General features: G+C 42.6%; 7 protein-coding genes. 3 read left to right on the top strand and 4 right to left on the bottom strand.

Features of this window, described 5'->3' with window-relative positions; genetic code table 11:
* Positions 1–10 precede the first annotated feature (10 nt).
* The 3 genes from IQ209_RS04555 to IQ209_RS04545 all read right to left on the bottom strand — a co-directional run bounded on the left by IQ209_RS04555 (position 11) and on the right by IQ209_RS04545 (position 4417).
* Complete coding sequence (locus IQ209_RS04555; RefSeq protein ID WP_193849408.1) at positions 11–2050, bottom strand: TonB-dependent hemoglobin/transferrin/lactoferrin family receptor; 2040 nt, start codon at positions 2048–2050, stop codon at positions 11–13.
* Positions 2051–2349: 299 nt separating this feature from the next.
* The gene (locus IQ209_RS04550; protein ID WP_193849406.1) at positions 2350–3396 is read right to left on the bottom strand and encodes a 3-deoxy-7-phosphoheptulonate synthase; all 1047 of its coding nucleotides are present in this window, start codon (positions 3394–3396) and stop codon (positions 2350–2352) included.
* A gap of 157 nt (positions 3397–3553) precedes the next feature.
* Positions 3554–4417: a pyruvate, water dikinase regulatory protein gene (locus IQ209_RS04545; protein ID WP_193849404.1), complete on the bottom strand. Its 864-nt coding sequence runs from the start codon at positions 4415–4417 to the stop codon at positions 3554–3556.
* 262 nt (positions 4418–4679) lie between these two features.
* Between IQ209_RS04545 and ppsA the strand changes: the two genes are divergently transcribed.
* Positions 4680–7058: a phosphoenolpyruvate synthase gene (ppsA, locus tag IQ209_RS04540; protein WP_193849402.1), complete on the top strand. Its 2379-nt coding sequence runs from the start codon at positions 4680–4682 to the stop codon at positions 7056–7058.
* 421 nt (positions 7059–7479) lie between these two features.
* Here ppsA and ydiK read toward each other — a convergent pair whose 3' ends face one another.
* A complete protein-coding gene (gene ydiK, locus IQ209_RS04535) occupies positions 7480–8589 on the bottom strand; it encodes an AI-2E family transporter YdiK (RefSeq protein ID WP_193849400.1) in 1110 nt (369 codons plus the stop codon).
* A 211-nt stretch (positions 8590–8800) separates the two neighbouring features.
* Here ydiK and IQ209_RS04530 point away from each other — a divergent pair, with 211 nt between their 5' ends.
* Together IQ209_RS04530 and IQ209_RS04525 are read left to right on the top strand one after the other, a co-directional pair.
* A complete protein-coding gene (locus tag IQ209_RS04530) occupies positions 8801–11872 on the top strand; it encodes an FAD-binding and (Fe-S)-binding domain-containing protein (protein ID WP_193849398.1) in 3072 nt (1023 codons plus the stop codon).
* Complete coding sequence (locus tag IQ209_RS04525) at positions 11869–12282, top strand: hotdog fold thioesterase (RefSeq protein WP_193849396.1); 414 nt, start codon at positions 11869–11871, stop codon at positions 12280–12282. Before IQ209_RS04530 ends, IQ209_RS04525 begins: the two co-directional genes overlap by 4 nt.
* Positions 12283–12413: the final 131 nt, after the last annotated feature.

The raw sequence follows: 12413 nt of genomic DNA, 5'->3' as shown, positions 1-12413 counted from the left end.
GTTTGTTCTTCTACCACTGGTAGCTGACAAGCAGTTTGGCATTACGGCCATGCTGTGGTGCTCCCACTGATGAGTAATAGGCTTTATCAAAAGCGTTACCCAATACAACGGAGGTAGTTAGCCCTTTTAATGTTCCAGTGCCATGATAGCTAACGTAGAAGTCATTAACGCCATAACCTGCGTATTGAGAAATTTTCCGGCTTTGTTCACTCCTATTGGTGCCATGTACCCCTTTAATTTTGGTATGCTGGGTGAATTTACCGATCCATCCAATAGAGAAATCTGTGTCAGATAATGGAATATCTAAGGTACTGGTTAGGGTATCAGGGGTCAGTGCTTCTATAGATGCCCCTGTTTCTTCGTTCTTACCCGTTGTCCGGTTGTAAGCGAGATCCCAACTGAACCAATCAGAATCATACGTCATAGAAACATCCCAACCCCAAATTTTAGCTTTTGGGATATTGGAAGATGTCGTAAACCTCATATCAGGTGTCATAGTGAGAGATATGTAATCTTTCGCTTGAGTATCAAAATAACTGGCTTTAAATTTCAGTCCATCATTGTTGGCAAACAGTTCATCGAAACGCAACCCGAAACCGTATTCCTGAGTTTCATTACTTTCAGGACGTAGGTTTGGATTGGGTTTCCAGTAGTTTCCAGGAAAATGCATGGAATCGTTATACATTTCACCCATGGTCGGAGAACGGAATGCTTGAGAATAAGAGGCAAATAGCATTGACCAATCTGTAGGGGTAATACTAACGGCGCCTTTTGATGACCATTTGTCGGCACTAATATCATCATATTTGCTATTTGTGGCTTTGTAATTGTCGTAACGTGTACCCACAATAAATGAGACAGGTAAATCACGCAGGGTCATTTCATCTTGAACCCAGCCAGATGCAAAACGGATATCGGCATTGGGAAAGCCCATTACAATACTGCTACTTGGCTTTTGTTTTTGTTTATAGGCTTCACCACCATAAGTAAATTGGTGGGCAGCAAAGGCAGTACTTCCCAAATGGGAACGGTTTTCAAGTTTTATACCATAAGTTTCTTGTTTACGACCTTCAAAAACCTTGTCTTTGCTTCTGTTATTAATATTGATATCGGAATAATAAATATCTGCTTTGGCGTTTAACCAACTATATTGGGCTGGGTTTAATTGATAAGACAATTGAGCATCACGTTGTGCTGTGGTGCGGTCTACTCGTTTGTTTCTCCCGTCATAGGTACCTTGTGGATTTTTAGGCTCATGTGCCTCATTGCGGTAATAACGCAAGTTGCCACTGAGCTTTTGGTTGTCATCTATTTTCCAGGAGCCTTTTACCAACGCATTGCCACTGAATTCATCGTTATTTTCTGTTATGCCTTTACCGAAACGGATATTACCCGCGTCACGGGTGCCAAATGCAACTAAACCATCAAACTGTTCGGTTTTACCGAATGCAGCGCCCCCAAATCCCAGACTGTGGTCACCGCTCCCTGCGCGGCTAAAAACACGAAAACCCGTATTTTTGCCTTCTTCCAGTAAATCAGCAGCATCTACTGTTTGATAGGCAATAACACCCCCCAAAGCCCCACTGCCATAAAGGAGTGCTGATGGGCCACGGACAACTTCCACTTGCTTAATCAAAGCGGGATCGAGGAAGACACCATTAAGGTGTCCGGTATCAGTTCCTTGTCGAATACCATCAACAAGGGTCAAAACCCCTTTTTGGGTATAACCCCGAATGCTGATATCTTGTCCATTGGCGCGGCCAATACCCGCGACACTAACGCCCGGAATATTGCGTAGTAAATCATTTGCGTTGCCTGCAACCTGATTGCTGGCCGAATTGCCTTCAATGACTGTCACCATCATAGGGGCTTCAAAACTGTCACGTTGGTTGCCAGTGGCATAGACAGTTACCGTGTCTTTGGAAGATTTCTCTTGCTTGGAATGTACTGTTTCCGAAGGTACTGCTGTGGCATACGCAGAAGATAAACTCGTGAAGATGAGTACACTTAATGTAGACAATTTCAGGCTTGGTGATTTAATTAAAGTCATGCAAGTCAATTTCCATAGTGAAATAGTGCGTTCTTATGAACACAATTAACTGATATATCACTGTTATTTAGCAGTGAGTTTGTTAGATTTTTTATTGTGTCAGAGTTGACCATCAATGCATTTGATTTTATTGAACAATAATTATTCTGATATTGAGAATAATTATCGTTTCAATAGTGGTTAACTTCAAGCTATTTTTTCTATACCTGAAATTTTAAGTTAATATTTTGATTCTAAAGGATTTAAATTTATAGCGATTGGCTCCCGATAGTCAGTGGGAGCCAAAATAAGGAAAGGATTCAGGAACGATTTCTCATGGCTTCATCAAGAATATTGATAAATTCTTCCGTGTCTTGCCAGCCAAGACATGGATCGGTAATAGATTGGCCGTAGGTCAAAGATCCTCCCTTAATAACTTTTTGCGTTCCCTCAATTAAAAAGCTTTCAGCCATAACACCAGCAATCGCTGTTGAGCCAAATTGGATCTGTTCACCAATATTTCTTGCTATATCCAATTGGCGACGATGAATTTTCTGGCAATTAGCATGGCTACAATCCACAATTAAGCGTTCAGGTAAGTGAAATTCATGTAATTTGTGGCAAGTTGCTGCAATATCTTCAGCACTGTAATTCGGTTTTTTCCCACCACGCATAATAATATGTCCATAGGGGTTGCCGCTGGTTTGATAAATCGTCATCTGACCGTTTTTATCTGGGGACAAAAACAGATGCCTGGCTCGTACTGCACGTATTGCATCAATAGCGATAAGCGTATTGCCATCTGTCCCGTTTTTAAAACCTACTGGACATGACAAGGCAGAAGCCATTTCTCGGTGAATTTGGCTCTCTGTTGTTCTGGCGCCGATTGCCCCCCAACTGATTAAATCGGCAATGTATTGACCCGTAACCATATCCAGAAATTCTGTGGCTGTCGGAACACCTAATTCATTGATATCAATTAACAGTTTGCGGGCAAGAGAGAGCCCTTTATTAATCTGGCAAGAGCCGTCTAACAGGGGATCTGAAATCAAGCCTTTCCAGCCAACAACGGTTCTTGGTTTCTCGAAATAAGTTCGCATCACAATTTCGAGATTTTGCTGGTATTTTTCGCGCAGGATGCGTAAGCGAGAGGCATAATCAAGAGCTGCATCAACATCATGAATGGAGCAAGGGCCAATAATAACCAATAGACGTTGATCTTCGCCTGTCAGGATGGATTCAATACGCTTTCGTGACAATGTCACATTTTGTAAGATTTTGTCTGATATAGGATATTGTTCTGCAAGTGCTTTAGGTGTGATCAGGCTATCAATGCGGTGGGTTCTTAACTCATCTGTTTTGTACATATACTTTCTTTCTCGGATTTTACTTTATATTGTGACAGAGTCTGGAATAACTGGGGAATCACAATAACTCAACCCCCAGCAAATTCAACAGACAATCATGATAATTACGCGAGAAAGTGTCGTGAGTAAATATTGTTAAGTATGTTGCGTTTTGAAATCAGAACATACGGCGTTTTAATCCCATGCTGTCAATAATTTTGGCCGAAATTTCTTCGACAGAATAATTAGTGGTATTCAGGTAATTGATCTTATTTTTTCGGAATAAAGCCTCAACTTCAGCAATTTCAACCCGACATTGTCGTAACGAAGCATAACGGCTATTTTCACGCCGCTCTTCACGGATAGCAGCAAGCCTTTCTGGGCTAATTGTCAGACCAAATAATTTATGCTGAAAGGATTTTAAAGCGGCGGGTAACTGCAAATTATCCATATCATCTGCGGTAAAAGGATAGTTTGCAGCCTGAATACCAAATTGCATGGCAAGATAGAGGCTGGTTGGTGTTTTTCCACACCGTGATACGCCAAGAATAATGACTTGAGCCTGATCAAGATTACGTAATGAAATACCATCATCGTGGGCGAGAGTGTAATCAATGGCAGCAATACGTGCATCATATTGCCCCAGATTTTTTTTCGATAAGCCGTGAGTTCGGTGTAATTCTGGTTTGGGTTTCAGGCCAATTTCTTGCTGTAATGGTGCCACTAATGTTTGAACAATATCCTGACAAAATCCGTTACTGCGGGTAATAATGCTTTTAACTTCATCTGAAATGATGGAATAAAAAACTAATGGTTTGATTTGGGTTTGCTGATATATCGCGTTTATTTGATCTTTGACTTCCTCTGCTCTGGTTTTGCTCGTCACGAAAGGTAAGGTATAGGAAGTAATCGTAATTGGAAATTGGGATAACACAGCATGGCCTAATACTTCAGCTGTGATTGCCGTTCCATCAGAAATAAAAAATACGCTGCGTTGTAGTATTTCATTTTCCGCTGTTTGGGAAGGGTGGATTTCTACCATTGTCTCTCTTCTTTTATCGTTATACGCATTAAACTCCAAGTTGCAACTGACACAACTCTATAAAATCACACGCATCTTGCAGTCAGATTGGTATATGCCCTTAAGATCCTTTCCAAATTATACCTGTAATAAAATAATATTGTTGGGTTGATCGATTCACCTTTCTATATTTGGCAAGACAATGTGCTAGGCTATTTCTTGCTGTGAAGTGCAGCTTTCATTTTCCGATTTGTACCTCCGAATGTAAAAAGGATAGTTTCTAATGTCCAATAGTGGCCTCACCTCAAGCAATGTACTCTGGTATAACCAATTAGGCATGAATGACGTTAATCGGGTTGGTGGTAAAAACGCCTCGCTTGGCGAGATGATCACCAATCTGGCTGAGCTTGGTGTGTCTGTTCCCAATGGTTTTGCTACAACTGCACAGGCATTTAATGATTTTCTGGAACAAAGTGGTGTGAACCAGCGTATTTATCAATTGCTGGATGAAACCAATGTTGATGATATCAATCAGTTGGCTAAAACTGGCGCGCAAATTCGTCAGTGGGTGATTGATACGCCATTTACGGCTCAACTTGAAAAAGATATCCGTGATGCCTATCTGCAATTGTCTGAAGGCGAGCCTGATGCTTCTTTCGCCGTGCGTTCTTCTGCCACCGCGGAAGATATGCCGGATGCTTCTTTTGCTGGACAGCAAGAAACTTTCTTGAATGTGCAAGGCATTGATGCGGTGATGGTGGCTATCAAGCACGTCTTTGCATCACTTTTTAATGATCGTGCTATTTCTTATCGTGTCCATCAGGGGTATGACCACCGTGGTGTGGCACTTTCTGCGGGTATACAACGCATGGTGCGTTCTGATTTGGCTTCCTCTGGCGTGATGTTTACGATTGATACTGAATCAGGTTTTGATCAGGTTGTGTTCATTACATCAGCTTATGGTCTGGGGGAGATGGTTGTGCAGGGAGCAGTAAACCCTGATGAATTTTATGTCCACAAACCAACGTTGAAGAACAATCGCCCTGCAATCGTGCGCCGTAATCTTGGCTCTAAAAAAATACGTATGGTTTATGCAGATAGCAAAGAGCATGGGAAGCAAGTGCGTATAGAAACGGTATCAGAGGAATTGCGCAATCGTTTCTCTTTGGCTGACAGTGAAGTGGAAGCGCTGGCCAGACAAGCTTTGCTAATTGAGAAACATTATGGCCGTCCGATGGATATCGAGTGGGCGAAAGATGGACATAATGGCAAGTTATATATTGTTCAAGCCCGTCCTGAAACTGTCCGCTCAAATCAGCAGGTAATGGAACGTTACCAACTCAATGAGCAAGGTAATGTATTGGTGGAAGGTCGAGCAATTGGGCATCGTATCGGCGTTGGAACAGTCAAGGTTATCCACAATCTAAGTGAAATGGATCGCATTCAAGTGGGAGATGTATTGGTCACTGACATGACTGATCCGGATTGGGAACCGATCATGAAAAGAGCAGCAGCGATTGTCACTAATCGTGGAGGACGTACCTGTCATGCCGCCATTATTGCTCGTGAGTTGGGTATTCCTGCCGTTGTGGGTTGTGGCGATGCGACTGAACGTTTACAAGAAGGTCAACAGGTAACGATTTCTTGTTCGGAAGGTGATACGGGTTACGTTTATCAGCATAAACTAGATTTCAGTGTTCAGAGTTCCCAAATTGATAAACTGCCGGAATTGGATGTGAAGATCATGATGAATGTAGGCAATCCTGATCGTGCATTTGATTTCGCCTGTTTGCCAAATGAAGGGATAGGCTTGGCTCGACTGGAGTTTATTATTAACCGAATGATCGGTGTGCATCCTCGTGCTCTGCTTGAATACGCCAAACAATCTCCTGAGCTGCAAGAGCAAATTAGATCGTTGATGGTGGGTTATGATGATCCTATTGAGTTTTATGTAGGGAAATTAACCGAAGGGATTGCAACGCTCGCGGCAGCATTCTGGCCCAAACGTGTGATCGTTCGCTTATCAGATTTTAAATCCAATGAATATGCGAACTTAGTGGGTGGAGACAGGTATGAACCACGGGAAGAAAACCCAATGCTGGGCTTCCGTGGGGCAGGGCGTTACATTTCTGACAGCTTCCGCCAATGTTTTGCTTTGGAGTGCGAGGCGATCAAACGGGTGCGTAATGTGATGGGATTAACTAACGTTGAGGTGATGATCCCGTTTGTGCGTACCGTTGCTCAAGCGGAAGCGGTGATAGCGGAGTTGGCCTCTCAGGATTTGAAACGCGGTGAGAATGGTTTGAAAGTCATCATGATGTGTGAAATTCCATCGAATGCGTTGTTGGCAGAGCAATTCCTTGAATATTTTGACGGCTTCTCAATTGGTTCAAATGATATGACGCAATTAGCTCTGGGATTAGATCGCGATTCTGGTGTGGTATCCGAATTATTTGATGAACGTAATGAAGCGGTGAAACAATTACTTTCCATGGCAATTCAAGCGGCTAAACGGCAGGGGAAATATGTTGGCATCTGTGGACAAGGGCCTTCGGATCATGAAGATTTTGCTCAGTGGTTAATGAAAGAAGGAATTGACAGTTTATCATTGAATCCTGATACAGTCGTGAAAACGTGGATTGCTTTGGCCGAAAATAATTAATAGCATTTAATTCAAATATAAAAGTCTGTTAAGATACTTTCAGGCTTTTATATTCTATGTTACATGATTTGGAATGCCAAAAAAAAGCCTATCATGGGCTGACAGGCAAAGACTACACACAGCAATATATATACTTCGTTGAACCCAGCTTATGGCGTTATAAGCTGAGGTGGCAATACTCTGGGAAACATTTGTTTCGATGAAGTGAATACTAATTTAATAGGTGAGTTTATTCATTAAGAATTCTCTTAATAAACAGAGATTAGAAAATAAACTTTATGAAAATAACTTTTTTGCAACAATTTTCTTGGTGGGTTTTATTTTTTACGAAAAATAACTTTATATTTTAGATGGGGTTCTGATGATATATTCACCATTTTTATAATTGCGCGAAATACTATTTTTTCGCGCAATTATTTAATTATTTGACGTGCTTTTTCCCGAAATGTTTTTCCATATCTGCCATTTTTCCTTCGGGTTTAGGAACTTCGTTCATCCATGCCAATAGTAAACTGTAAGAAACAGCCAATACAACAGGCCCAATAAATAGCCCAATAACACCCAATGAAAGGATCCCGCCGATGACACCAGTAAGAATTAATACCATCGGCAAGTCAGCGCCAAGACGGATCAGGAAAGGGCGTAGGACACCATCCATGGTGGTTAATATCAGGCTCCAGATAATTAAAATTGTTCCCCAAGTTGTTTCCCCCGTCCAATAAAGCCATGCGATAGAGGGAATGAGAACAAGCAGAGGCCCTAGCTGGGCAACACAGCATACAAACATGAATACTGTCAATATCATTGGATACGGAATGCCAGCAATTGCCAGCCCAATTCCGCCCGCAATAGCTTGAACCAACGCCGTTACCACCACGCCAAGAGCTACGGCTCGGATCGATTGGGCAGCCAGCAATACGACGGCATCACCGCGTTTATCTGCCAGTCGGATAGCAAAATGGCGGATACTCAGCATAACCTGATCACCCTTCCAATAAAGTAATACACTGAACATGACCATCAGTGCCAGATGGAAAAGAAAACGTCCTGCATTAGCGGCTTGGGTAAAAAACCATGTTGCTGCTTTACCGATGTAAGGGGGAATTTTGTTGAGCAGTATGTTACTGCCATCAGCAATTAAGTCCTGCCATTTAAGATATAAATCTTCGCCAATGACAGGGACTCGATTGAGCCATTCCAGTTGTGGAAGTTGGAAAGAGGAAGGAGATCTTGCCCATTCAATCAATGGCGCACTGTTTTCTACCAAGCTGCTGACAAGTAACGCAATCGGGATAACAAATAACAAAACCAACAGTAACGTCATGATAGAAACTGCAATCCAGCGTTTTCCCCATAATCGTTGTTGTAATTTCTCCAATAATGGCCAGGTTGCGATAACTACCATTCCTGACCAAATAAATCCCAAAATAAAGGGACTTAAGACCCAAAAGCTGGTGGTAATGAGCAATAAAATGAAGAATAGAGCGAATAACAACTTAGGTAAATCTTGGTGTGATTGTGATTTTTCCATGAAATCATTTCTCAGGTAATTAAATAGTGTTGGCAGTAACAACGGTAACTAAATATAACGTTATTTCATTGGTTACTCAAAATCGATAAATATTGTGATATGGTTGAAAGCCTGCCTGCTCAGAAGTAGAAAATTGTCTGAGTGACGTTATCCAAGATAGTATATAGATAAAGCAATGTGGATATTTATTAGAATAAGGGGCAATTAGCCAATGATCCCACGTATATCACAAGCCCCCCATGTCAGTGAACTGGCACAGAACTATTTGACTGCACTGAAAGAAGCGGGTTTTACTGGAGACACCGCTAGTAGCTATGCTGATAGGCTGACTATGGCGACAGATAACAGTATTTATCAACTGTTACCACAAGCTGTTGTATTTCCTCGTTCCAGCGCCGATGTCGTACTGCTGACAAGAATAGCAGAAGAGGAGCGTTTTAAGGCTCTGACATTTACCCCACGCGGCGGGGGAACTGGCACGAATGGGCAATCACTTAACAATGGTATTGTAGTGGACATGTCCCGCTATATGAACCGCATTCTGGAAATCAACCCAGAGCAAGGATGGGTAAGGGTAGAAGCCGGTGTTATCAAAGATCAGCTTAATCAATATCTAAAACCTTTCGGTTATTTTTTCTCTCCAGAACTTTCAACCAGTAACCGTGCTACGTTGGGTGGCATGATCAATACAGATGCTTCCGGTCAGGGATCGTTGGTTTATGGCAAAACCTCGGATCATGTACTGGGTGTACGTGCTGTTTTATTGGGAGGGGAAATGTTAGATACCCGTCCTATGAGCACAGCATTGGCGGAATCGATTGCCCAAGAAGAGAGTATAGCTGGTCGTGTTTATAAAACGGTATTGGAACGTTGCCGTGAACAACGGAAACTAATCATTGAGAAGTTCCCTAAACTCAATCGATTTCTGACGGGATACGATTTACGCCATGTATTCAGCGATGATATGCAGTCTTTTGATCTCACCCGTATTTTGACGGGATCTGAAGGTACTCTGGCCTTCATTACCGAGGCGACACTGGATATCACGCTGTTACCTAAAGTCAGGCGACTGGTAAATGTCAAATATGACTCCTTTGATTCTGCCCTACGTAATGCTCCTTTTATGGTCGAAGCCAAGGCGCTCTCAGTGGAGACGGTAGACTCTAAGGTACTTAATCTGGCGCGCGAAGATATCATCTGGCATTCCGTGAAGGAACTGATTACCGATGTGCCTGATAAGGATATGCAAGGCCTGAATATTGTCGAATTCAGTGGTAATGATGAACAGGAAATTGATCAACAATTGCAGGAACTTTGCTTACGCCTTGATGAATTGATGGAAAAAAATCAGGCGGGCATTATTGGCTATCAGATATGCCATGATTTGAGGGATATTGAGCTCATTTATGCCATGCGGAAAAAATCCGTCGGGCTGTTAGGCAACAGTAAAGGTCCAGCTAAACCCATTCCATTTGTCGAAGATACCTGTGTTCCTCCTCAACATCTTGCCGATTACATTGCTGAATTTCGCCAGCTTTTGGATAATCATAAACTGAATTATGGCATGTTTGGTCATGTAGATGCAGGTGTTTTGCACGTGCGTCCTGCGTTGGATATGTGTGATCCTCAGCAGGAAATCTTGATGAAGCAGATTTCTGATGAAGTTGTTCATTTGACGGCCAAATATGGCGGTTTGTTATGGGGAGAACATGGAAAGGGTTTTCGAGCAGAATATAGCCCTGCCTTTTTTGGTGAGGCCTTGTATAACGAACTGCGCCGAATAAAAGCGGTGTTTGATCCACTCAATCGACTCAATCCGGGGAAAATTTGTCCACCAATTGGCGTCGATGCGCCAATGATGAAAGTTGATGCAGCCAAGCGCGGGACTTACGACCGTACTATTCCTGTCAATGTAAGGACTGCATTCCGCGGCGCGATGGAATGTAATGGTAACGGATTATGCTTCAATTTTGATGTCAGAAGCCCAATGTGTCCATCAATGAAAATCAGTCAGCATCGCATACATTCCCCCAAAGGCAGGGCGACCCTGGTGAGAGAGTGGTTGCGGCTTTTGACAGAACAAGGGGTTGAACCCAAATTACTGGAGCATGGGCTGGATCAAGCGCGCCCCAGTTTGCGGGGATTGATTGAAAAGACACGTCATAGTTGGCTGGCATGGCGAGGTGAATATGATTTTTCGCATGAAGTTAAAGAGGCGATGTCAGGTTGTTTAGCCTGTAAAGCGTGTTCAACACAATGTCCGATCAAGATTGATGTCCCTTCGTTTCGTTCACGCTTTTTAGCGTTGTATCACAGCCGTTACTTGCGCCCATTGCGTGATCATATTGTGGCTAATGTTGAACACAGTACGCCATTGATGGCAAAAGCGCCGCGAGTATTTAATTTTTTCCTGAAACAACCGTGGGTACAAAAAATCAGCCAGCATACCATTGGCATGGCTGATCTGCCGTTACTCTCTTACCCGACATTGCAACAGCAGCTTGCTGGTCATTATGCAGCAAGGACAACGCTGGAACAGTTGGAAAGCTTGTCATCATTACAGCGTGACCAACATGTGCTGATTGTCCAGGATCCTTTTACAAGTTATTACGATGCGAAAGTGGTCACTGATTTTGTATTGCTGGCAGAAAAGTTGGGGTATAAGCCTGTCTTATTGCCATTTTCACCCAATGGAAAAGCACAGCACGTCAAAGGGTTCTTGAATCGATTTGCCAAAACTGCGGGAAAAACGGCTGACTTCCTTAATCGGATAGCGCGCCTGAATATTCCTATGGTCGGTGTCGATCCTGCTTTAGTTCTGTGTTATCGGGATGAATACAACGCTATTCTCGGTGAACGGAGGGGAAATTTTAAAGTTCAGTTGGTACATGAATGGCTAATCAGCATTCTGCCGGAAAAAATGTCACAAGCGAAAAACGATGATTCAATGTCCAGAGATGCCTGGTATCTGCTTGGGCACTGTACCGAAGTGACAGCATTACCTAATAGTGGCAAACAGTGGGCTGATATTTTCTGCCATTTTGGTCATCAATTGAATCATGTCAATGTCGGGTGTTGTGGCATGGCAGGTACATATGGTCACGAAAAGAAAAACCTGGAGAGATCCATTGGCATCTACAAACTTTCATGGGCTCCGACACTGAAAAATCTATCCTTAGAACATTGCCTAAGTACTGGGTATTCGTGTCGCAGTCAGGTGAAACGTATAGAAGGAAAACTGCTTAAACATCCATTACAAGCCCTATTGGAGATAATGTCGTGATTTGGAAACGTAATATAGATGTAAATACACTTAATCAATTGAATGGTGAGTGTATGGTAAAACATGTAGGGATCGAATTTACCCAGCTTGGCGATGATTTTATCGAAGGAACAATGCCAGTCGATCAACGAACTAAACAGCCATTCGGGATCTTGCATGGTGGGGCATCTGTGGTATTGGCTGAAACACTTGGCTCGATTGCAGGCTATCTCTGCTCGGAAGGAGAACAGAAAGTGGTGGGAGTAGAGATTAATGCTAACCACCTTAAATCTGTTCATGAAGGCATGGTTAAAGGGATTTGTAAACCTGTTTATCTTGGCCGTTCACATCAGGTCTGGCAGATTGATATCTATAATGATCAACAACAATTATGCTGCACGTCTCGCCTGACAACGGCAGTTTTATCTTAATATCCTACCTGTTATGTTTTTGTTCCTGTCAGTATTTTGGCTGGCGGGAACAGCCGGACGATATAAATCCCGCTTTGATTACAACGAATGAGATAGAATAGTTCTGCAAAGTAGGCTATTAATTAACCACA

This window comes from Xenorhabdus sp. BG5 (assembly GCF_015163665.1).
Classification (GTDB): Bacteria; Pseudomonadota; Gammaproteobacteria; order Enterobacterales; family Enterobacteriaceae; genus Xenorhabdus.
This window is presented reverse-complemented; position numbering and strand designations above follow the sequence as displayed.

Coding starts and splice junctions, on each gene's coding strand:
- IQ209_RS04555 (WP_193849408.1), bottom strand. CDS start 2,050: ATGACTTTAATTAAATCACCAAGCCTGAAATTGTCTACATTAAGTGTA.
- IQ209_RS04550 (WP_193849406.1), bottom strand. CDS start 3,396: ATGTACAAAACAGATGAGTTAAGAACCCACCGCATTGATAGCCTGATC.
- IQ209_RS04545 (WP_193849404.1), bottom strand. CDS start 4,417: ATGGTAGAAATCCACCCTTCCCAAACAGCGGAAAATGAAATACTACAA.
- ppsA (WP_193849402.1), top strand. CDS start 4,680: ATGTCCAATAGTGGCCTCACCTCAAGCAATGTACTCTGGTATAACCAA.
- ydiK (WP_193849400.1), bottom strand. CDS start 8,589: ATGGAAAAATCACAATCACACCAAGATTTACCTAAGTTGTTATTCGCT.
- IQ209_RS04530 (WP_193849398.1), top strand. CDS start 8,801: ATGATCCCACGTATATCACAAGCCCCCCATGTCAGTGAACTGGCACAG.